The organism is Candidatus Krumholzibacteriota bacterium, from assembly GCA_034520215.1.
Lineage (GTDB): Bacteria > Krumholzibacteriota > Krumholzibacteriia > Krumholzibacteriales > WJIX01 > JAGHBT01.
In genome coordinates, this window is the sequence record JAXHNR010000001.1 from 1,176,187 (window position 1) to 1,198,812 (window position 22,626).

A 22,626-nucleotide genomic window follows, 5' to 3' on the forward strand; every position below is an offset into this window, starting at 1 on the left:
ACCTTCCAAATAATTCTGCTTTGATGCTTACGTTTTTTAAGTCCGGCATAATCAAGCAGTTATAGAAACAACATACGTATAGAAGATTCTATATTTAAAGACGAACGGCTTTTATTACTCAAATGCAATTTTTAAGCCGATTAGATGAGAAATGATAGATTGTCCCCATGAAATATCTAAATGGGCTGGATGTGGAAAAGGGGCTGTCCATACTCAACAGGTTGAGAGTCTTCCGCCAGAATTTTCCTTATAATGCAGTCTGACTCAGCCTCAATCTCATTCATAAGCTTCATAGCTTCAATAATACAGATTACATCACCCTTTTTTACCCTTTTTCCCACAGACACAAGGGGATCTTTTTCGGGTGCTGAAGCGCCGTAATATGTTCCAACCATGGGTGAAAAGATTGTTTCTGTATCTTTATCTTTTGATTCAGAATCTTTAGCATTCAAAGTGGAAGGACTGTCAGGGGAAACGCCCTCTTCTCTCTCAGGGAGCTGACCGGTGCCGGTAACGTCCCCTGAATACGGCTTCTGGCGGATAACACCGGGAACTGCTTTTCTCCTCGCAACCCTGACGCTTGAGAATAGAGACTTGACCTCTATTTCATCAAGATTCTCCTCTTTGAGAATCGCTAGAAGTTTCTTTAACTTTTTTTCATACATAAGCGGTACCTATACTCTTTCTATATATTTCCCGGACCTTGTGTCAATCTTCAAAATATCGCCCTGTTCTATGAAAAGGGGAACACTTACAGTGAGACCTGTTTCAAGAGTGGCGTTTTTAGAACCTCCCTGAGCAGTGTCTCCTTTAAGACCGGGTTCGGTTTCAGAGACTTTGAGATGAACGAATATCGGAAGTTCAACGGCTATAGGTTCAGTATCATCAAATAATATCGATATTTCGAGATTCTCCTTAAGATAAGGCAATTCTTTCTCGAGAAGGGATCCCGGAAGAGAGATCTGAGCGTAAGTTTCAAGGTCCATCACATTATACAGATCGTTTTTTTCGTACAGAAACTGATATTTGTGTTTTTCCACCCTAACCTCTTCTATCTTCTCGCCGGACCTGAATGTCTTGTCAATAACAGCTCCGTCAGGTATCTCTTTTAACTTCGTCCTTACAAAAGCCGGTCCCTTTCCCGGCTTAACGTGTTGAAATTCAACAATCGAACAGAGCTTCCCGTCAAGCCTCATCACCAAGCCATTTCTAAAATTACTCGTATCAGCCAAAATCCGTTCCTTTCCAATTTTACAGTAATTATCCTTCAGAATCCTTTTTATTCTTCATTCTATTCAGCCATCCTATAAAGTCATCCTTGTTTTTATATCTGTCATTCTCTTCAGACTCATCATTTTTGGGCTTATCCTCATCTTCTAAGCTTTCTGCGATAGGGGAAGCAGAATCTCTAAGTCCCGATTCCTCATCTGCATCAAGGGGCTCGTTATCGATAGAACCTGCCTCTTCATTCTCCTTATTATTCTCAAGGCTACCTCTCTTTGCGCCCCCGCCGGATGTATTTTCAGTGATATCACCGTCTATGTCGTCTAAGGATATCGTCATAGTATCATCATCGAAGGCCTTTTTTCTTTCACTCTCTTTAGATAACTCAAGTTTTTTGAGTTTATCTACCATTTTCAGGGCTTCCTCATTATTGGGATCTTTATCGAGAATTCCCCGGTAGATATTCATTGCTCTCGAGTAATATCCCTGAGCGGCGTATATACCTGCAAGTGTCATAGTTGCCGGTTCGGTTACCTTCCCGCTAAGTTCAATACTTTCATCTTCATCAAGGTCTATCGGCTTTGGGGTAAACTTTTCTGTCAAATGATCAAGAAGCCTCTTTACTTCGCTGTTTGTTGGATCTATAGATAAAAATTCTCCGTAATACTCCGCGGCTTTTTCCTTTTTATTTTCACCGGAGAAAATGTCACCCAGAAATTTCAGAGCGACCATATTTTCAGGGTCAATCTCTAGTACCCTTTCAAATTCAGTTTTAGACCTTTCGCTTGCTCCATTGTCGTAATAACATTTCCCGAGAATAACCCTCGCGCTGGCATAATCGGGAAATCTCCTTAAACCTTTCTCGCAAATCGCGATTGCTTTCTCAACATCCCCTCTCTTCCTGTATGCGTCGGCAAGAGGGGCAAATATTCGCGATTCAGGGGACTGATTAAACCTGTCGAGCAGGTTCTGAAATTTTTCGTTCAATTCGCCAGTCATATCCTTATATTCCTTCTTCAATCATGAATCAGCGGAAAAATATCAGAGTTTATAAAATAAGTCAAGTTCCGCCTGAATTTCAATCAATCAAAATCTATTAATACCTGAATGTTTCCGCGATTGCATGCAATTCTCTAAGTAATCTGTGTTTCTTAAAGCCGGGCGCGTATACAAGCAGGTCGATGATCCACAATCGGGTTTTCTGCCGGTTGCAAATAAAGAAACATCTGAACGGCCCTCCATAAAGCTCATCCTTCTTTTCCCAATATCCCTCCATTACAACTGCTTCGTAAGGACCGAGCTGCTCATTTCTAAAACTGACTATATCTTTCCGCATGACATCCTTATTGTACATATGCCATGCCATTACCGCTCTAATATTATAAAGTTTGAGCGAATCAGCTATCGTAAGTCTTTTGTTATCCCATTTCTGCCAGGAAATCGTTATCCCCCTGTGCGGCATTTTCCTGACCAACTCAACACCCGGCAGATCAGGCCGATCCTGATTCAAATCGTAAAGGAAGGAAACCCCTATATTAAATCCGTATTTTATCCTTAGATTATTTTCCACATCTTTTTTTTCCTTCTTCAAGAGGTAACGCCTTAGCCTCTTTCTGTTTTCCTTTTCAATAATCCCTCTTATAACAGCTCCATTCTTCCGGGCAATCTCAGCGAGTTTACCTCTTGTGGGAGCCGTCACAATAACTGTAAGCTGTCCCGTAACAGGATAATCACTCTTTTTAAAAATAAAATCTTTCCCCTCCAGAACCTTTCTGACTGCCGCGGTACCGATAAAATTTTCGATAAGGTCTCCGGTCATTCCGGAACGTACCACCCCGTATATAACCATATTCTTAGTTGCCGGTTCATCACTGATGTCGGCAGCGCGTATCATCCTTAATTTAAATTGAAGTTCAGTTCTCGAATAGTAATCGACTTTATGCTGAAGTGTACGGATAATATCGTCATTTATGCCGCCAGGAGTTCCGGACTCTGTCACCAGAACTATATCACCGTATGAACCGGCGGGTGGATAAGAGGTGCTCCTCTGGCATGATAAATTTAATGCTAATCCGGTTATAAAGATAAGAATAAACGTTTTTTTATTCACAATTGCCTCCTTGCTGTAGAATAAAGGCAATCGAACTCTGTTGCAAGATAATTATACCCTACACTTTTTCATGCTTTTTCAGGAAGTAATTATGATAGAAGGCACATAATGGGCCGTTTGCCGCTCAATTGTTCTTCTTTGAGTATTTTTCAAGAAGATTCCTAAGCATCACATTTTCTCTCTTTAGTTTAATTACCCTGCTTTTCAAAAGAAGATTTTCCTTAGTCAAATAACGCAGACGTGACTGCCTGAGAATTTCCGGAGACATCTGCCCGTTATAATTATTATCTAATCCGGAACCATACGGATCGTCCGACACCATTCTGAAACCTTCCGGATAACTGGTATTCGATAAGCCAACCGATCCATTATCTTCAGCTGAAACACTTGGTATGCCGTAATTTTCATTAGCGCCGCTTACATGTAAGGACGCCCCGAGATCTTCCTGCCAGTCTCCAAGGAAATACCAGGCCCCTAACAGCATAATAACTATCATTGCCGCCGCTCCCGCGAAAAACTTTAAGCTCCATCTGCTGTTCTCATTAAATCTGCTTTGTTTGCGCATTATGTCGGCTTTTCTGCGGGCTATCTTCCTTCTTACATTCCATTCGAAATTATCAGGTGCCTCAGGCTCTGAAAGCTGGTCTAATAATCCGAGACCGGCGTTCATCTCTTTCTCAAAACGCAGGCAAGCGGAACATTCCGCCAGATGCTCCTGAAGCTTCATTCTCTCAGCTTCATTAAGCAAATCATCTCTGTTCTTGAAGTAGTATTCTCTTGCTTTTGAACATCTCATCTCTATTTCTCCTTGAATCTGATATCACCTTTCAAGTAAGGCGTCACTGCTGTTTTAAAATATTTTCTTCCTCTGTTTATCCTGGAACGAACCGTGCCCAGCTTAGTTCCCGTAGAGGCGGATATCTCCTCGTAACTCAAGTTTTCAATCTCCCTTAGAACAAAGGCGGTTCTGTATTTTCCCGGAATCTCCTCTATAGCCTGCTGAATAAAATCCTGGAGTTTCTCTCTATCGGCATTTTGCTCTGAATCCTGGGATTTGTCCTCTATTTCCATCCATCCCCCGCCATCGTCAAGATTGTGGTTCCAGAGGCTCCATACCTTAGGCCTTCTTTTTCTGTTTCTTATTCTGTTCCGTACAAGATTGGTTCCGATAGTATAGAGCCACGTTGAAAATTTCGCGATCGGTTTGTATTTATCCGCGTTAATATAGGCCTTGACGAATGTTTCCTGGGCAAATTCCTCAGCTTCATCCGGATTTCCTGTAAGTCTGAGAAGGTAAGCGTAAAGTCTGTTCTTATATCTTGTCACAAGTTGATCAAAAGCCTCACTGTTACCCTCCTGTACAGAAAATATTAATTCCTCATCACTTTTCTGGCCTGATTTCTTGCGGCTATCTTTTCTGCTCTTGTCAATTATCAATGTAACTCCTTCTTACAGGCATACTCTTACTACAATATAATACTCTTTAAAATGCTCAAAGTTCCCCTTTTTTCATTAAATTTACCGGCTGCCGCTACTTTTAACGTTTTGAACGTCTAGATTGACTCTTAAAAAGTTATCGGCTGTTCTTATCGCAATATCATCCGGGTATCCGCGGAAGTTATCCCCTCCGCCCGGATAGCTGTAAAAAACGAGGCCTTTCCACATGCCATCAACATCTCCTATACTGAGAGCTTCGATACCGGACTTGTTATTACCTGAAATTTCAACCTCCCGCTTACGGTGTATACCGCTTATCTTCCACCCTCCTCCTCTTTCAGTATAAGCCCTCAGATTATTGATTTCGGAGAAAGCGGGCAGATCAAGAAGAAGAGCCAGGAATATATCAGACGGTTCAACACTCCCCCCCACGGCATCACGTATCAACTTGTCGGTTCTTTCCTCGTCGTAATACTGACCTCTCTTCTGGTCAAATAGAGTGATGCCCTCTTTTCCTATAAATACGGAAGTTTCTTCTTTAAGGGCGCCAAACATACTTGAATGGTCAAAATCTATTCTGAGAATCTGGTTTTCATACTGCATCCTGAAGACACCTCTGAACCTGTAGCGGGAAAATTCAAGTCTGGCTCTACCGCTTACAACAAACTTTTCTCCGAGATCCGGCCGGATTAACAGCCTGTTATAATCATCCGGAGTGGAAAGAGAAGCAGGTTTCATTCCTGCTCCACAGCCTCCAAGGGGCAAGATAACGGAAAGAAAAAAGATAATTTTTTTTCTGTATCTATTGTTTTTTAAGTTTTTCAGCGCTGATCGCATGCAGTTTCTCCATGACCTTCTGTCTTCCGGGGTTGAGTTCGACAGACTTCCGATATGCTTTTTCAGCTTTCTCGATGGCTTCAAGCCTGACATAGGTATCTCCTATATGTTCCCATATAGTGGGATCATCAGCGATACTGTCTGCGGCGTCCAAGAGGATCTTGAGGGCATCTGAGTATTCCCCCTTCTTGAACTTAATCCAGCCCAGGCTGTCCAGATAATATCCGTTTCCAGGATCATGCTTTAAAACCTTGCCGAGGAGTTCTTCGGCAAAATCGAGTCTGTTGCCGCTGACAGCCAGAAGGTAACCGTAGTAATTCATCAGTGTCGGGTCTTTGGGATTCTTCTTATAAAGCTTCTTAACTCTATGAAGGGCCTTATCATAACTCCCTTTTTCTTCAAATACCTGAGCAAGTTCAAGAGTTATATCTCTATCCCCGGGTTTAAGTTTTTCAGCACGGAGCAAATAATCCAAGGCGATCTCATTTTTACCCGCTTCATTGTAGATAATACCCATAATATAGTTCTGTCCGGCTGAATCACGGTTGACCAGTTTTTTCGCTTTATTTACGTAACGCGCGCTGTCGGAAGAAGATATTATTACCTCCTGCTGTGGAGATGACGGGCTGCCCGCAAGGTCGTGCGCCAAAAACAATAGCCCCCTGTAACTTGAAAAATCATTCGGTTCCATTTCCACGAGTTTTTCCAATCTCTCCGCGGCGTTTCTAAAGTTGTTCAGCTTGAGCTCAAGATCCGCGATTATTCTAAAGACCGCCGTCTTGTTACAATCCTTATCCATTAACTTCCTATATACCACGAGTGCTTCCTCGAATTCGCCCTTATTAAAATAGAACCTTCCCAACCTGATAAGATCTCCGACTCCAAGCTTTTCACTATCAAATAGCGGCTTTAAAATATCGATTCCGCGTGAAAATTCCTTGTCTTCGTTTATCATCCTGAAGAGTTCCCCGCTTACTTCTTTGTCGGCGGGATTGGCATTAAATGCTTTTTCCAGAACCCTCTTTGCCTCCTCCCTGCGACCCTCACTGATCAGAAGAGATGACATAAGTTGAGGTAAATCTTGATACGCGGGATCCTGGCTTAGAACGATCCTGAAAGATTCTAAGGCCTTTTCTGTTTTACCTTCTTTCGCGTAGAACAGTCCCAGTCTGTTGTTAGCAAAGATGTCATCCGGAAATGTCTTTTTAAGCTTTTCTAGGGTCTTACGGATGTTATTTTCATCCTCTAAATCAAAATATATTCTCGCGAGAAAGTTCAGAACGCTCTTTCTCCGCCTTTTGTCCAAATCTTCTTCTATAGCTTCCAGATTTTCAGCCGCTTTTCGCTTCTCCCCCGTCCTGACATTTGCTTCAGACAGATAGATAGACGCTTCAACGTTGTATTCTTCGTTACCGAGTAAGAATTTCGCGTATTCTTTTGCTTCATCAAATTTTCCTATATTCAGCGACACGCGTGTAAGGGCAAGCTTCAGCCACATAGATTCGGGGCACTTCTCCTCAGCCGCTTTATAGAATGTGTAAGCGTAATCAAGTTCATTCCATTCTTCGAGAAATGTTCCTTTAAGGTAATAGTTTTGCGCTTTCAGGTCATCACGCGACTGAGAAAATGCCGCTTGGTGAAATTGAAAGGTCACTGAAATGACTAAAAGAAAAAATAAAATTCTGCTTTTCATAAATCCTGCCTTTATTTTATTAACGAGCATCGGTCTTTCGCAGCGTGTCTTGTACTTTAACCCCACATCCTTAAAATCAACTATACCTGCTATTAATTATACCTCACAATCAAAGTTAGAGCAAATGTCTATTCTCTCGATCCGAAGGCAATAGATATATAATTTACAAATTACAAGAATGAATGTTCCAGCTGTGACCTGATTAAATAATAAAAACGCCCCCCTGATTTTAATCTAATGAATTAAAAAAGCCCTTGATTTTCCGCAGAGTCGTTTGCGGTTGAAATTTCAAATAGTTATTAGTATTTTCTTATAATCAGAAATGGAGCTTAATGAATGACATATATAGGTGAAATCGCGGCGGTTTTAACTGCAGCCTGCTGGGCAATCAATTCGATACTTTTTGCAGACGCGGGGAAAAAGATAGGTTCAAGGTCTGTAAACCACTTAAGATTATGGTTCGCCCTGATTCTACTCGGCGCAATGCATCTTATTATAATAAGAAAACCTCTTCCCGGTTTACTGTCTCAGACGTTTATATTTCTTTCTGTTTCGGGGGTCATAGGTTTTTTTATAGGCGATTCCTTCCTTTTTGAATCCTACGTCCTGATAGGACCCAGGATGGGAATGCTTATGATGACAGCCGTTCCGATCTTCAGCGTATTCTTAGGTTGGGTGTTTCTGAATGAAAAACTTGGCCCCTGGCAGCTTACGGCGATCAGTCTGACAGTTTTGTCAATCGCCTTTGTAACCAAAGACAAAAGCGACAACAGCTCTTTTCATCCGAGGCATCTTCTCAAAGGTATTCTGCTTGGACTGGGCGGAGCTATGGGTCAGGCCATCGGGCTGATGCTTTCAAAAAGGGGTCTGCAGGAAGGTATCAATCCTGTTTCCGCGAATCTTATCAGGGTTACGGCCGCAACGGCAGCTATATCTATCTATTTACTGATTAGCGGGAATTTTCACGTTGATTTCGCGAAACTCCGACAGAAGGGAATTACACCGAGGATCTTCGGAGGCGCAGTATTCGGCCCTGTTATAGGAGTTGTGCTGTCTCTTGTTTCTATTTCATACGCAAAGCTTGGAATAGCATCAACCCTTATGGCCACTTCGCCCGCGATGTTGATTCCACTGTCAAGTATCTTCTACTCTGAAAGGGTGACGGCTAAAACCGTATTCTGGACATGTATGGCAATCGCGGGAGCAAGCTGGTTATTCTTTCTTTAAATTTAAAATGTTATGAAAATTAATTGATTTTTTATCAATTTTCCCTTGATATAAAACCCTCCATGATATATAAAGAGCAAAAAGGGGGTGATTTTCATGAACAAACTGAATACTCTTGATTGGATTGCTCTGATCCTGGTTATTATCGGTGGATTGAACTGGTTTCTAGTAGGCATTTCCGGTTTCAACCTGGTTGCCGCCATCTTCGGCGACACAGCTGCTGATATATCGATAATGTCAAAGATCATTTACATCCTGGTGGGACTCTCAGCGATTTACACTATTTTTATTCTCGGAAAACTTCAGAAAAAGTAATCTCTCTGAAGGAACTTAAAAACTGTACCCTGTTTCCTCTTTGTCCGCACAAAGATGCAGCAATGCGGATATGGGGTCAGGAAATCATAAAGGAAGCGGTAACCGGGCTATTCAAATAATTATCTTTCCAGGGGCCGGTCTCCCCGGCCCTTCGGAAATACCGGGCAGCTTCCTTTTTCAGGACATTCCCCAAAAATCAGGGCAATATTTTAGTAACGGCATAACTATCAAGTAATTACCCATAATGATAAGTGTAATTGACATTTAGTTTCTATCCGGCTATTGGTATTGTCAAAAACGCCGTCTATTTCCCCTGCGAGGAAATAGCGTCTCCCGCTCTTTGGGCCCGCTCTTTCCCATTTCCTTAAAGGAAATGGGAAAACCATGCCCGCTCGTCTTCCGAGAGGGTTTTGAAATACCAATAGCCGGATATACAAAGGAATGTTAAAAATTGGGGAAACTCCAACTTCCTTTTTCTATTGATTACGAAGCCGGTGATCCTGCTGATTCAAGGTTATTCTATCTTCGGCTTCAAGCAGATTCTTTAGTAATCTTATCGAATTATCGTGAATCTCTGAAAATATTATTTTTAGCATATTACACTGGTGACTATAATTAATAGAAAGCGCGCTCGAGGACAGAGGAGTGGGTAATGGAAGATCAGAATAATTGAAGCTCCGGCATGAAACGGGATATACAACTGATAAGGCCTTCCCTGATAACAGACCTAATAGCTTCTGCCCTTTCCGGAATCAGATATTTCCACAAGCTTTTCCGGATAGGGATTCAGAAAAACCTGTCTTTTCAGATATTCATTGTCGAACCTGATAACGTACGATTTGAGAAGCTGAAGAATGGCGCTCAGCGGGATACGCTCGTCCCTGTACTGTTCCGCTGAATCGAGGAAAAACTTCTTCTCTTCGCCGGATAGATTGTCCGACACTCCCCCGAATATATGGTAGAGGGTGTTGATTATGGAGGTATACTTTGCCCTTTCGACGAAAATATCCCGCATCTTCTCCCGGTAGAGGCGGAATACTTCCTCCGCTGGAAAGTGTTCATAATTGGCCACGATTTTTCCGCACTCACGCATGGCCGTCTCATTATAGGCCATAAAGAGATACTTATGAGAACTGTGAAAATCAACCAGATCCTTCATCCTCACTCCATTACTGATCTTTCTGAATCTGGTATTGGCAAAGAGTTTTGTCAGGAAATGCTCACGTATACTGAAATTCCTGAGCCTTCCCTCATCCTCGATCGCAGCTTCGGGAAAATAATCGGCAATGCTCCCGCCGAATAGCCCCTTACCTCTCTGTGCTCCGGTCGGTTTGTCCAGGTTCTGATATATTTTTACATCGTTTATACCGCAGGAGGGAGAACGGTTCTTCATCAGAAAGCCGTCCGCGCTTTCTACTCCATCCAGGAAGGTACTGACGAAATTCAGCATCTTATCGGTATAATCAGCTCCGCTTGCTGGCTGAACCATTCTTATCTCATCCCCCCTCCTTCCTATCCTGACCGGATCCCTGGGAGTACCCAGGTCTATCTCCTCCTCGGGGCAGACGGTGATATAATCGACATAATCACCGAGTCTTTCTACGAACCGGTCAGGTATTGTCTGGCCGTTATATCTGCATTTTTTGAAACCGAGGCATTTACTCACTACCACTGAAGGCCTGGGAAAATCAGCAAACATTTCCATCCTCTTTTCTCAAATTAACGTTAATCGCCGAATCTTCTTATATATTCTTCCACATCAAATTTTCTTCTGCAGCCCTCGTAACTCATATAGCGCACCTTGCCGAATATTTTCCTCTCTTTCCACGCTCGGTCGTGAACCCCTCCTATAGCCCACGCAACACCTGCATACCCGTTCGGGTCTCTTCCATCAAGCTCATACCTGTTATTGAGATAAATAGCAATATCAAAAGCCTCTTCCGGCTCAGCGGTCCATTCAAGGATCTTCTTGGCCCAGTACATCCTCATATAACCGTGCATCTTTCCCCTCGTTAACATCTCTCTCTGCGCGGCGTTCCAGAGATTATCATCGGTTTGCCCATTCTCAAACTGCTCCTTGGAATAGATATATTCCCTGCGGTCACTTCTGTGACTGCTTAAAGATTCTGCGGCCCACTCCGGGAAACACTCAACAGAATCGTAATTGTTATCATACAGGCAGAAATTATCGGATAGCTCTCTTCGTACGATCAGCTGTTCGAAGTAACTCTCCTTAGCTTCTTTCGATATTGGAGCCTCCCTTATCCTGAGTGCAATCCTCTGAGCGGATATCTGACCAAAATGAAGATAGGGCGACATATTGGAAACGGCATTCAGAATAGGATTGTTGCTTTCCTTGGAATATCTTTCAATTCTGTTACTTATAAAATCGCCTAGAACCTTTTCCGCCTCCTCAGAACCTGGCCGAATCCACTGGACCACTGATACGGACCTATCAACATCAAGAGATTCATAGAGTTCATCCCATTCAATCACGGGCATTTTTATTTTCGATCGTTTTCGGACTTTCGGAAACTCTGTAAAGAACTCCTCCAGTTTTCTTTTGATCCTCGGCCTTATGGTATATGCAGCGTACTCCCTCTTATCTGAAGCCACATAAGCCGGCACTATGTTATGACTATCCACTTCGTGAAAAGCAGTCTTAATCCGGCGTTTTACCTGTTCTTTCCACTCTCTCTTGATCTTGAGCGGGTCAAAATCGGTGACTAACACACCACAACCCCGCTCAGCAATAAATTTTGGTATATTCTCTTCCGGTTTACCGCTGATAGCATAAAGGGGTATATTCTTCTTTTTAAGCTCGGCCTGGACCTTCTTTAATCCCTCCAGCATGAAAGTATAATGACGTATGGTCGCGCCGCCGAAGTCGGGAACAAGATTGAAAAATACTATAAGCGGGTTCGAACCCGCAAGGGATTGAGCATACAGAAGGGCCCAGTTATCCCTTACTCGCTGGTCCCTGCTCATCCAGTATATAACGGCTCCGCCGCTTACCGGGATATCGTTTAATTTGTTTATGCGCTTTTTATTAATTCTCAAACTCATATTCCTCTTTCCGCTGTGCTTTGCCGCTATCTCAATGAAAATATAACGCCTATTCTATAGTCGCCTGCATATTCACATTCTCATAGAGCCGATCCTCTCAACAGTTCTTCGGCCCGGCAGAAGAGGAAGTCTTTGTCGAATATATTCCGAACCTGCCTCATTCTCTTATCAACGACATTCTTTTAAACGATATTTCTGTTATCCTCCAATGGATTATTCTACAGATCCTCGCCTCTTTCAAGAAATTATTTATACAGAGTTTTTCAAGTTTTAAATTAATCGAGTATTTTATTGATCTCTGAAAGTAAACAACTTCGATCCATACGGAATAGCTCCCGAATCGGCAGATTTCACTCTAGACGCCTGGGGTCTTCGGGTTACTCAGGATGAAGTCACAGATATTTCAGATAAAGAGGTTGCTCCCCATAAATACCATGTTTACCAGAGCTACCCGAATCCGTTCAATCCGGTTTGCACTATACGCTACGAAATGCCGGTATCGGGAAGGATGAGTATAAGAATATACGACGTGGAGGGAAGACTGATTAGAAATCTCGCCGATAAATTCCGCAAGCCCGGCGTATACAGCGAAGTCTGGAACGGAAAGTCAGATAATGGCCGTGGTGTAGCTTCCGGAGTATACTTCTATCAGTTCAAGGTGAACGATTTTAAGAAAACCGGAAAGATGATCCTGATGAGATGATCGTATAACGAGGATCTTTATTACATTTTCAAACCCGGTTGCAGGTATCTTCAGGTGCCAGCAACCGGGCTTTTATTATATTTGGTTAGAAGCAATTGCTAATATATTGCAAATTCAGACGTGATTACGCAGCATTAACTCAACCGGGTGCGGATTGAGGTAGTGCTGCCGGGATAGATAGGGCTCCCTGTATTTTTTAGTGTAATGTTTTATTAATGTAACCGGAACGATCAGCGGTATGAGCCGATTGTGGTATTTCTCAATCACATCGAGCAATTCCTGTTTTTCCTCAGAGGACAGTTGATTTTTAAAATAGCCCATTATGTGCTGCAAGACATTGGTATTCTTTTTGACCGTTGCATTGAGTTTAAGGCCTTCCATCAAATTGATAAAATACTCGTCGAGTAGTTCCTTTTTTTCTTTGGCATGCGGGTCTGCGACGAGTTTACCCATAGCACGGAGATTGGACTCGCTGTGCGCCATAATGAGATATTTGTGGTCAGTGTGAAAATCAACCAATCCTTTACGTGTCGAGCCATTGGCAAGAAATTGCAGCCAGCGAAAATAGACGAAAACGCGTTCAATGAAGTTTTCCCGCAACCCCGCATCGTTAAGGCGTCCTTCATCTTCTACCGGCAGATAGGGAAACCGTTCCATCAAACGTGAGGCAAACATACCCTTACCTTTGCTCAACGGCATGCCGGCTTCACTATAAATTTTAATATCGCGCATGCCGGAACTCGGCGATTTAGTTTTGAAAACAAAGCCGCAAATCTCTTCCTTTTCCAGAAGATCGAGGCGTTTCTCCGCCCACGTTATCATACGTTCGGTGTGGTCAATTTTGGTTTTACCTGTCATCAGCCGCAAACCGTTATCGGTTTGCACCAGATGCATCGATTCACGCGGTATCGGTAGACCAGACTCTACTTCAGGGCAGATCGGCACCCATTCCACAAACGGCCCGACCACATTGACAAGATAACGATCCAGTTTATGGCCACCATCGTACCGGACTTTCTCACCAAGAAGACATGTGCTGATTCCAAGTTTTATTTTATCTGCCATTTTCCGGTTCCAAATCTGGTGTTGTCTGGAATATTTATCCTCCCCATTCGGGTTTAGAGTCTAATTATTCAGCAAGAGATTTTCAAGCAGAAAACAAAAAGAAAATCTTCTGTGATTAAAATTGGAAAAGAGTTTCGTAATAAGATTTACATTATTCGGATTGAAGATCTCTGACCCTATGGTAATTGATTAAACTATGCGTACACATCGGTTGATAATCTTTCAATACCCGGATTCAGGATGACATATCATTACGGACTTGACCTAATTTGTCATTACCTTTAGTATATCAAGTATCTTCAGGGATTAAAAAGGAGGAAACTAATGCCAGAATTCGGCCATCCTTTTTCCGGTCTTGCTAATGATCAGAAACTCACAGGCGCAGAGCTGATAAGAGCGATACGTTTCATGATTTCAGCTGAATATGAAGCCATTCAACTCTATATGCAGCTTGCCGAATCGACCGATAATAAACTCGCTAGAGAAGTACTGAAGGATATCGCCTGATACATACTCTTTGGAGGATAAATCATAATGGTTTCTAAGAAACAGGATATTTCAATTGTAATTACCGGTGAAGCGGGACAGGGAATTCAAACCGTGGAACGATTACTGGTAACCCTCTTGCATCACGCAGGATATTATGTGTTTTCAACAAAAGAATACATGTCACGAGTTCGTGGGGGCAGTAATTCCACCGAGATACGAGTTTCAACACTACCAGTGGCCGCTTACGTCGATCGCATTGATATCCTCGTTGTCTTAGATAACAAAGCATTTGACCATATCTCATATCGAATGACCGATGATACTATTATCATAGGGGATAAAACGCAGGTAAAAACAATTTCTCATCCTCATGTCTTTAGTTTTGATTTTCTTAATGCTGCAAAAGAAATAGGAAATAAAGTGTTCGCAAATACGATTGCAGTAGGCCTTCTTGCTTCTCTTTTTCATATTTCCAAAGATCTTATTCATGATCATATTACTTCCTTTTTTAAAGAAAAATCAAAACAGATTATCTCTGGAAACAAATCCGCAATAGAAAAGGGAATCGCATTTGCTCAAACCCTTTCAGAATCATCTTCAATCTCTGAAAAAATAAATAAAAAACACAAGAAAAAGAATGATGATAGCTCAGCACTCCTTCTTAATGGAACCCAAGCAATTGGTCTTGGTGCTCTCGCTGGAGGTTGTAATTTTATCTCATCATATCCAATGTCACCTTCAACAGGAGTGTTAACCTTTCTTTCTTCTGTAGGGGATAAAGCAAACGTTTTTGTTGAACAAGCTGAGGATGAGATCGCGGCAGTCAATATGGCTCTCGGCGCTTGGTTTGCCGGCGGACGAGCACTTGTATCAACTTCTGGGGGCGGCTTCGCATTGATGGCGGAAGGTCTCAGTCTCGCGGCAATGACTGAGACTCCTCTCGTGATTCATCTTGCACAACGACCCGGTCCAGCTACCGGTCTTCCAACCCGAACCGAGCAAGGTGATCTGCATTTAGCGTTATATTCCGGTCACGGTGAATTTCCTCGAGTGATTTTTGCACCTGGTTCACTGCAAGACGGATTCATGACCACAAAAAAAGCGTTTGATATTGCAGACGCCTTTCAAATTCCAGCTATCATTCTCAGCGATCAATATTTTGTAGATTCAAAGTATCAAACCTCTGCATTCAAAGATCTTGACAAAAAACCAAATCATCATATTGTGAAAACCTCTACAGATTACCTCCGGTACGATGATAATGAGTCAGGGGTTTCACCCCGTGGTATACCAGGATATGGATCTGGTTTTATTCACGTGGATAGTGATGAACATGACACTGATGGCAGGATCACTGAATGCGCTGAAGTCAGAAAACAGATGGTTGAAAAACGATTACGGAAAATACACGCGCTGAGGCAACAGAGTATTGAACCAACTCTCTTTGGCTCCAGTGAGTATAACATTTTACTGATTGGATGGGGGTCAACATTGCAGGTAATTGAAGAATCGCGAAACCTGATTGCTGATAACCGCGTCTCATTTCTGCATTTCTCCCAGGTGTTTCCACTTCATCCCAAAACGAAATCATATTTAGAGAACGCAAAAACCATCATTACCATTGAAAATAACGCAACTGCTCAATTCAGTGATCTCCTTGAAAAGGAAACCGGGGTATCGGTGGACGCTCATATTCTGCAGTACACTGGTCATCCCTTTTCTGTAGAAACCTTAGTTGATAGAATTCCAGAAACCATTGAAGCTGCGGAGGGAAACTGATGAGCTCACCTTTTGATCTTAAAAAGGATATTGACATTGCCTGGTGTCCGGGTTGTGGAAACTTCAGCATCCTTCGTATTATAAAAAAAGTATTAGAATCTTTAGCGATTGATCCTCAAGAATTAGTTATGGTTTCTGGGATTGGGCAAGCAGCAAAAATTCCACAATATTTCAAAACGCACTATTTTAACGGATTACATGGAAGAGCATTACCTCCTGCGACTGCCATCAAAGCGGTGAACCCTTCGTTGACTGTGATTGCAGAAGGCGGTGATGGAGACATGTATGGCGAAGGAGGAAATCATTTCATCCATACTATCCGCCGGAATCCGGATATCACTCATCTTGTGCACAATAATATGGTGTATGGCCTGACAAAAGGACAAGCTTCACCAACAAGTCAAAAAGGTTTCACTACACCTATTCAAATTCATGGAGTTATCTTAGAACCATTAAATCCACTCGCGGTTGCCCTTTCATTAAATGCATCATTTGTTGCTCGTGCATACGCAAAGGATCATGATCAAACCGCTGATATTCTATCTCAAGCAATCAAACACCCAGGATATGCACTGGTTGATATCTTTCAACCATGTGTTTCTTTTAACAAAGTCAACACTTATGAATGGTTCAAGAAACACACAAAATATCTTTCAGACCATGATACTTCAGATAGAGAACAAGCATTTCATCTCGCATTGCAAGCCGACCCCTTACTATTAGGTGTGTTTTATCAGCATGAGAAAAATGAATCTTTTGAACGTTCTCATCCCATTTATAGACATGATTCAACACCACTTCTCAAACGGGCGTATCAACCTGAAATCATCAAAGAAATCATCGAATCATACTATTTATAAAGGAAGAAGGAACACAAATATATGGGAATGCTTGAAGTAATAAACTTGAATTTAAAGATCAATGGAAAACAGATTTTACGTGATGTGAACCTGGATGTGTGGAGAGGTCATATTCACGCATTAGTCGGCACCAATGGTGCAGGCAAATCAACGCTTGCTTCCGCGATTATGGGTCTTGAAGGATATCGAAATGTCACGGGTGAGATCTATTTCAATGAGGAACATATCAACGACTTATCTATTGATAAGCGTGCTCGTCTTGGTATCACGTTTGGCTGGCAGGAACCCGCACGATTCGAAGGAATTAGTGTATCTGATTTCGTTGGAGCGGGAATTTCAAATGATAAAGAAGATGATAAAGAAAAAATGATTAATGATGCGTTGCAAAAAGTTGGATTGGAACCAGCTGAGTATCTTGCCAGAGCAGTAGATGAAACGTTAAGCGGCGGTGAACGTAAAAAGATTGAACTCGCCTCAATTATTGCGATGAACCCGCCTTTTATTATGCTTGATGAACCTGATTCAGGAATTGATGTGGCCACGCTTGAACGAATGGCTGATGCAATTAATATTCTAAAAAAACAAGGCACAACAGTATTGTTAATAACTCATAGTCTCGCGGTCATGAGGCAAGCTGATCATGCGTTTTTAATGTGTGACGGCCGAATCATTGAAAAAAACACTGCGGACAAAATCATCCCTTATTTTGAAAATAATTGTATCCCTTGTGACCATAAAAATGAACCTGATGACGATAGTATTCGGGAGCGGATAATATGAGTTCAAAAGAGAATCTTGCCTCTGAAATCACCGGAAGTGCCGGTATTGAAAGTGATATATTCAAACAAAAGGATATCGCTCATTTATTAATTCATCATGATAAAGTCGTTGGTATGCACGCAGTGGATGGACTGCAGATAGAAACAAAAAAAATAGAAAATGGAGTGAAAATAGATTTACGGGTAAAAGCCGGCATAAAGATAAAAGAACCCGTGCAGATGTGTTTTGGCATGATGCCGAAAAAAGGAATACAACGGATTGTAATGAATGCGGTCATTGAAAAAGATGCATCGATCAATGTGCTTGCTCATTGTACTTTTCCGAATGCCGTTGATGTTAAACATATCATGGATGCTGAAATAACCCTTAAAAAGAATGCCACCTACAAATATAATGAACGACACATTCATAGCAATCAAGGTGGTATTCAAGTTATTCCTAAAGCAAAAATTCATGTTGGAAATAATGCCCGGTATATAACAGATTTTGAACTATTGAAGGGCCGCGTTGGTCTGATCGACATTGATTATGAAACTGATTGCGCGGCGGAAGGCAAATTCGAGATGAATATGCGGGTGAATGCTACCCATGATGATGTGGTTAAGATCAGAGAAGCAGGCCATTTGAATGGTGAACACTCACATGGTGTACTTCTTTCTCGTGTCGCAGTTCGTGATAAGGCACAAGCAGAAGTGTATAGTGAACTCACCGCATCAGCTCCGTTTGCGCGAGGACATGTTGATTGTAAGGAGATCGTTCAGGATGACGGGATTGTCAGCGCGATACCGATTGTGAAAGTAAATCATCCCAAAGCTCATATCACTCATGAAGCATCACTTGGCAGTGTAGATTCAAAACAGTTACAAACCCTTATGGCGCGTGGCCTTACAGAAGATAGAGCAACAGATATGATCATTCAGGGATTATTACGATGAGAAATAAAGAGAGTGGTGTGAAACAGGACAATACGATCCGGCCTGAACTTTCAGAAAAACAAAGGAAAGATGAGCATGAAAGGCCCGGCCGGAAACCGATTGAACAGATAGTGCATTACAATCAATACCCAAAGAGATGAATAAGAGGTTTGGCGAAATATATTCATGCAGACCTTGGAGTGAAAACCTTCAATAAACAACCAAAGCTAACGGTTAGAATAACCGGCCGGAAACCGGGTGCGGCGGGATTGCCAGCCCGGGTCGGCCTGGTTACTAAGAGTTTTCATCCAAATCAGGATAGAGTTTTTTTATACAATCAGGACACAATGCGTGGCTGAAGTCCGCTTCAATGTTCTTAATTCAATAACAATTCTCCAACCTCGTCACAACACCGCGAAGCTTTTACACATTCGGTTGCCGATCAGACTCAAATACAAGCTGTAGCCTTTATCCGGCTTGTTCTGTGGAGCTTTTTTTCAGTCTTCGACAAACACCGTTTTCTTTGTCGGCCGTGGTGCCTTCACCACCATGAAGCGAAGCGGCTCTGAACTCTCATTGTACCAACAGTGCATTATATCCTTGGGACTCTCCACCAAGGTGTCGGCTACGACCTCTTGCTTCTCTTCGCCTATATCGACGATACCCTTTCCATTCAGCACGTAGAACGCAACGTCCACGGGCGTGATGTGACGCTTGAGTGATTGTCCCGGCTTTAGCGTAATAACGGTAATCATTGCGTCAGCAGTGTTGTAGAGGTTTCGAGCATCAACATTGTGAGCGTTGTCCATAATATCAATTTTATTCAGTCTTCTCGTGATCATCTCCTTCTCCTATCTCATTTTTTGCAGAATAATACTCACTTTCAGCTTCGGCCCGAGACTAAAGCAGCAAACATTCTGCAGGCGCTGTAACGACCAAGACCGTCAGCTGCAAGCTATAATCCCGCATTTACTTATCCTTTACCTTCTCGTTTAAGTTTTTGATTTCCTTTAGAATGGCATCCAGTGTTTTGGGATCATAAATCATGATGCTGTAGTCGCCGTTCGGATCAGGCTCTACACTAAGGATACTATAGTTCATACTCGAGTCAGGCTCCACAATCTGAAGTGAATATTCAGATGCTGAATGAGAATCACTCGTTTCGCTCTCTAATATATAAATTTTCGGATTATCCTTTATCATTTTCTCTATCGCTGACTTTGCCGAATCATCTCCTTCAATTGTCAGCCTTATAACTTGGGGTTGAATCTCCTTCTTAGTGCAGCTACTTCCACATAGAAACGCAATCGCCAACATAGTGTATATCGCAAATCTCATAATATGCCTCTTCTATCTTATGCAGGGCTGTTTCCCGATAAGCGCACGGGCAATACCCGTCCGCTTAATCGAGCAGTTAGGTTAAACACTTATAAACTTAATGGACATAAAAAATCTCTTACCAATTATGACAATAGAAGACTGAAGCTGTCAATGAAATTAGAACCAATAAGTATTATCTCCTTAATTACCAACACTGCGGTGGTCGATAAGACTCCCCTGCTCACTCTACTCGAAAAGTCCTGTACTAAGGTACTTATCCCCCCTGTCGGGTATAATAACCGCAATTTTCCCAACCCCTGTTATATCCGCCACTTTCTCAGCCGCGCAAACCGCAGCCCCCGAACTCATTCCCGCAAAAATACCGTCTTCCCTTGCCAGTCTTCTAGCGGTAAGAAAGGCATCTCTTCTGGACACGTATATCCGGTCATCCACTATATCGGGTCGGAAAACCTCTCCGCTGAAATCCTCCTCAGGATTCTGCAGACCCTGTATCCGATAACCGCCGGGGGGTATAACGGCGAATACTCTGGTTTCCGGCGAATACTCTCTGAACCTCCTTGCAATTCCCATTAAAGTTCCCCCGGTTCCGACTCCGGCAACGACGGCACCTATATCTTTCAAATCCCTCAAAAGTTCTGCAGCTGTACCGCGGTAGTGTGCTTCTGTATTGTCTGTGTTGTTGAACTGATCGGACAGCCAATACCTCCCCGGGTCCCCTTCGACCAGTTCCCTGGCCCTCTCCAGTGCGCCCATAGTGCCTGAGTCACCCCCGGTCAACTCCAGCCGGGCTCCGTAAGATTTTACCAGAAAACCTCTTTCACTGCTCATCCGTTCAGACATGACTATATGTACAGGATATCCCCTTCGAGCTCCCACCATGGCCAGAGATATCCCCATATTGCCGCTGGTCGCCTCGAGAATAGTCATGCCAGGTTTCAGGTCACCTCTCCGCTCAGCCATTTCTATCATATTAAGAGCCACCCGGTCTTTGATCGAACCTGTTGGATTCTCACCCTCCAGCTTGGCGTAAATCTCCGCTCCCTGCCCGTTCTCGAAACCCCTTAATCTCACCGTTGGTGTATTTCCGATCTTCAATAGAATATTTTCGTATATCATCGTAATTACCTCCCACAATAAAAAAAGCTCCCGGAAAATTCCGGGAGCTTTTCGTCAATACCTTTATTTTAAAAAAGTCATCAATAGACGTATCCCGGATATTTATCGGGATTACAACAACAGTTTACATATATGATGACTTTTTTCATATCTTTCTCCTACTTTATTAACAGCATTTATTATACCATAAAAATGCAAATATTTCAAATAATATAGAGCATTACCGCCTTGTTTTCAATTATGTTTTTTAGATCCACTAACGCGGATTACACCTTTTATAACTTGGTTTATAAGAAAACAGCCCGTCCCGTTAAATCAATAAAGAGATCCAGGTCGCTGACTGTGTCCCTTTATAAAATATCTAAAAAATATTAAAACCAATGCAACTTATTGTTTGGTTATTTGTACGATAAATTATAACTTATATTCATATATTTATAAGAATTAACTTTCCATGTGAAAAGAATGAAAGAGGAAATATGAATAAACGCAGATCATTGATAATAACGGCTGTTATCATAGCAGCCGGCATTATCATAAGCGTCATGCTTAGTAACCAGCGTGACCCTGTAAGCCGCAGATCTAAACCAGCGGCTGCAGAACGTGTCAGCACTGTCTCTTCCCGAAGCAGTGACATAAGAACTACCGTAACAATTAGCGGCCCTCTTACCGCTTTAGACCGCATAGATGTCTACGCGGAAGTAAGCGGCATTCTAAAGCCCACAGGTAAACGTTTTAAACCCGGGAACAGTTTTAAAGAGGGTGAAACGATGATTCAAATTGACGACAGCGTCTACAGGAACAATCTGCTCGCTCAGAAAAGCACTCTACTGAATCAGTTGACCACTCTTCTTCCCGATTTATCGATCGATTTCCCCGAGAGCACCGGCAGGTGGAGATCATATCTTAAAGATTTTGATCTGCATAAACCCCTTCCCCCTCTTCCCGAACCTTCAAGCGAAAAGGAACGTTACTACATCGCTTCACATAATATCTTTAACCTATTCTATACGATCAAGAGTATGGAATTTACACTGGCAAAATACAGTATAACCGCACCTTATGACGGAGTTGTTACCTCTTCTGCGATAAATCCCGGAACACTCGTAAGGCAGGGGCAGAAGCTCGGGGAATTTATAAGCACCGAGAAGTATGAAATGCGCGGAGCTGCCGATCCAGGCCAAATCGATCTTATAGCCGCAGGCCTGCCCGCGGAGCTTACCTCCTACGGTCTGCGGGGGAAATTCAAGGGAACTATCAGCCGTATAAATAATGTTATTGACAAGAATACTCAGACCGTAGCGGTTTATATAAGGGCAAGTGACAGTCGTCTCCGCGACGGACTCTATATGACAGCTTCTATCGAGAGTAAACTCCTCAGAGATGTTACTGTCGTTCCGGGCAAATCACTTGCCGGTAGAGACATGGTATGGGTCTACAGCGATTCTACCCTGCAGAAAACCAAAGTGGAAGTCGTAGCCGCGGAAGAAGAACAGGTCATCGTCCGGGGACTTCCAGATGGAACCCGCGTTGTAACTCAGCCCCCCGGCAAGGCGCGTGTTGGTATGAAAGTTGTTGATATATCCGAGAAACCGGAGACCGAAAACAGCAAGAATAATGAAGTTTCAAAAGACAGGCCGTCAAAAAGGGAATAATAAGAGAAGGAGCGA

At 42.6% G+C, this 22,626-nt stretch carries 23 protein-coding genes and 1 pseudogene; 10 read left to right on the forward strand and 14 right to left on the reverse strand.

Annotation, left to right across the window (positions count from 1 at the left end):
• Positions 1-176: 176 nt before the first annotated feature.
• From accB to U5O15_05125, 8 genes are all read right to left on the reverse strand, one after another.
• Positions 177-665, reverse strand: coding sequence for an acetyl-CoA carboxylase biotin carboxyl carrier protein (gene accB, locus U5O15_05090; protein MDZ7860028.1), 489 nt, complete (start codon positions 663-665; stop codon positions 177-179).
• A 9-nt stretch (positions 666-674) separates the two neighbouring features.
• Entirely contained in the window at positions 675-1,232 is a 558-nt protein-coding gene (gene efp, locus U5O15_05095; protein ID MDZ7860029.1) for an elongation factor P, read from the reverse strand.
• Positions 1,233-1,260: 28 nt separating this feature from the next.
• Positions 1,261-2,223 (reverse strand): tetratricopeptide repeat protein, encoded by a 963-nt coding sequence (locus U5O15_05100; protein MDZ7860030.1) that lies wholly within the window; start codon positions 2,221-2,223, stop codon positions 1,261-1,263.
• A gap of 97 nt (positions 2,224-2,320) precedes the next feature.
• Positions 2,321-3,334, reverse strand: coding sequence for a DUF4837 family protein (locus tag U5O15_05105; protein MDZ7860031.1), 1,014 nt, complete (start codon positions 3,332-3,334; stop codon positions 2,321-2,323).
• A gap of 124 nt (positions 3,335-3,458) precedes the next feature.
• Positions 3,459-4,130 carry a zf-HC2 domain-containing protein gene (locus tag U5O15_05110; protein ID MDZ7860032.1) on the reverse strand — a complete coding sequence of 224 codons (672 nt, stop codon included), beginning with the start codon at positions 4,128-4,130 and terminating at the stop codon, positions 3,459-3,461.
• A gap of 2 nt (positions 4,131-4,132) precedes the next feature.
• On the reverse strand, positions 4,133-4,771 hold the full coding sequence (locus U5O15_05115; protein MDZ7860033.1) for a sigma-70 family RNA polymerase sigma factor: 639 nt from the start codon (positions 4,769-4,771) through the stop codon (positions 4,133-4,135).
• 81 nt (positions 4,772-4,852) lie between these two features.
• Complete coding sequence (locus U5O15_05120; GenBank protein MDZ7860034.1) at positions 4,853-5,509, reverse strand: hypothetical protein; 657 nt, start codon at positions 5,507-5,509, stop codon at positions 4,853-4,855.
• A 64-nt stretch (positions 5,510-5,573) separates the two neighbouring features.
• Positions 5,574-7,301 (reverse strand): tetratricopeptide repeat protein, encoded by a 1,728-nt coding sequence (locus U5O15_05125; protein ID MDZ7860035.1) that lies wholly within the window; start codon positions 7,299-7,301, stop codon positions 5,574-5,576.
• Positions 7,302-7,637: 336 nt separating this feature from the next.
• On the opposite strand from U5O15_05125, the gene U5O15_05130 reads away from it, so the two are divergent.
• Positions 7,638-8,528 carry a DMT family transporter gene (locus U5O15_05130; GenBank protein MDZ7860036.1) on the forward strand — a complete coding sequence of 297 codons (891 nt, stop codon included), beginning with the start codon at positions 7,638-7,640 and terminating at the stop codon, positions 8,526-8,528.
• 96 nt (positions 8,529-8,624) lie between these two features.
• Positions 8,625-8,843: a DUF378 domain-containing protein gene (locus U5O15_05135; GenBank protein MDZ7860037.1), complete on the forward strand. Its 219-nt coding sequence runs from the start codon at positions 8,625-8,627 to the stop codon at positions 8,841-8,843.
• A gap of 727 nt (positions 8,844-9,570) precedes the next feature.
• Here the strand turns inward: U5O15_05135 and U5O15_05140 are convergent.
• Positions 9,571-10,542, reverse strand: a complete 972-nt coding sequence (locus tag U5O15_05140; GenBank protein MDZ7860038.1) for a DUF523 and DUF1722 domain-containing protein — start codon at positions 10,540-10,542, stop codon at positions 9,571-9,573.
• A 26-nt stretch (positions 10,543-10,568) separates the two neighbouring features.
• On the reverse strand, positions 10,569-11,909 hold the full coding sequence (locus tag U5O15_05145) for a deoxyribodipyrimidine photo-lyase (GenBank protein MDZ7860039.1): 1,341 nt from the start codon (positions 11,907-11,909) through the stop codon (positions 10,569-10,571).
• A gap of 400 nt (positions 11,910-12,309) precedes the next feature.
• On the opposite strand from U5O15_05145, the gene U5O15_05150 reads away from it, so the two are divergent.
• Positions 12,310-12,612, forward strand: a complete 303-nt coding sequence (locus tag U5O15_05150) for a T9SS type A sorting domain-containing protein (protein MDZ7860040.1) — start codon at positions 12,310-12,312, stop codon at positions 12,610-12,612.
• 114 nt (positions 12,613-12,726) lie between these two features.
• Here the strand turns inward: U5O15_05150 and U5O15_05155 are convergent, their stop codons facing one another.
• Positions 12,727-13,677 carry a DUF523 and DUF1722 domain-containing protein gene (locus U5O15_05155; protein ID MDZ7860041.1) on the reverse strand — a complete coding sequence of 317 codons (951 nt, stop codon included), beginning with the start codon at positions 13,675-13,677 and terminating at the stop codon, positions 12,727-12,729.
• Positions 13,678-14,001: 324 nt separating this feature from the next.
• Here U5O15_05155 and U5O15_05160 point away from each other — a divergent pair.
• The 6 genes and pseudogenes from U5O15_05160 to U5O15_05185 all read left to right on the forward strand — a co-directional run bounded on the left by U5O15_05160 (position 14,002) and on the right by U5O15_05185 (position 18,660).
• A pseudogene (locus U5O15_05160) lies at positions 14,002-14,181 on the forward strand (rubrerythrin).
• Positions 14,182-14,211: 30 nt separating this feature from the next.
• Positions 14,212-15,945, forward strand: coding sequence for a 2-oxoacid:acceptor oxidoreductase subunit alpha (locus U5O15_05165; GenBank protein MDZ7860042.1), 1,734 nt, complete (start codon positions 14,212-14,214; stop codon positions 15,943-15,945).
• Positions 15,945-16,805, forward strand: a complete 861-nt coding sequence (locus tag U5O15_05170; protein MDZ7860043.1) for a thiamine pyrophosphate-dependent enzyme — start codon at positions 15,945-15,947, stop codon at positions 16,803-16,805. Before U5O15_05165 ends, U5O15_05170 begins: the two co-directional genes overlap by 1 nt.
• Before the next feature lie 27 nt (positions 16,806-16,832).
• Positions 16,833-17,585 (forward strand): ABC transporter ATP-binding protein, encoded by a 753-nt coding sequence (locus U5O15_05175; GenBank protein ID MDZ7860044.1) that lies wholly within the window; start codon positions 16,833-16,835, stop codon positions 17,583-17,585.
• Positions 17,582-18,520, forward strand: coding sequence for a SufD family Fe-S cluster assembly protein (locus U5O15_05180; protein MDZ7860045.1), 939 nt, complete (start codon positions 17,582-17,584; stop codon positions 18,518-18,520). Before U5O15_05175 ends, U5O15_05180 begins: the two co-directional genes overlap by 4 nt.
• Positions 18,517-18,660: a hypothetical protein gene (locus tag U5O15_05185; GenBank protein MDZ7860046.1), complete on the forward strand. Its 144-nt coding sequence runs from the start codon at positions 18,517-18,519 to the stop codon at positions 18,658-18,660. Before U5O15_05180 ends, U5O15_05185 begins: the two co-directional genes overlap by 4 nt.
• A gap of 336 nt (positions 18,661-18,996) precedes the next feature.
• On the opposite strand, the gene U5O15_05190 is transcribed toward U5O15_05185, so the two are convergent.
• The 3 genes from U5O15_05190 to U5O15_05200 all read right to left on the reverse strand — a co-directional run bounded on the left by U5O15_05190 (position 18,997) and on the right by U5O15_05200 (position 20,956).
• Positions 18,997-19,341: a cupin domain-containing protein gene (locus U5O15_05190; GenBank protein MDZ7860047.1), complete on the reverse strand. Its 345-nt coding sequence runs from the start codon at positions 19,339-19,341 to the stop codon at positions 18,997-18,999.
• Positions 19,342-19,468: 127 nt separating this feature from the next.
• Positions 19,469-19,837 (reverse strand): hypothetical protein, encoded by a 369-nt coding sequence (locus U5O15_05195; protein ID MDZ7860048.1) that lies wholly within the window; start codon positions 19,835-19,837, stop codon positions 19,469-19,471.
• 228 nt (positions 19,838-20,065) lie between these two features.
• Complete coding sequence (locus tag U5O15_05200) at positions 20,066-20,956, reverse strand: PLP-dependent cysteine synthase family protein (GenBank protein ID MDZ7860049.1); 891 nt, start codon at positions 20,954-20,956, stop codon at positions 20,066-20,068.
• 479 nt (positions 20,957-21,435) lie between these two features.
• Between U5O15_05200 and U5O15_05205 the strand changes: the two genes are divergently transcribed.
• Entirely contained in the window at positions 21,436-22,611 is a 1,176-nt protein-coding gene (locus U5O15_05205; protein ID MDZ7860050.1) for an efflux RND transporter periplasmic adaptor subunit, read from the forward strand.
• Positions 22,612-22,626 lie beyond the last annotated feature (15 nt).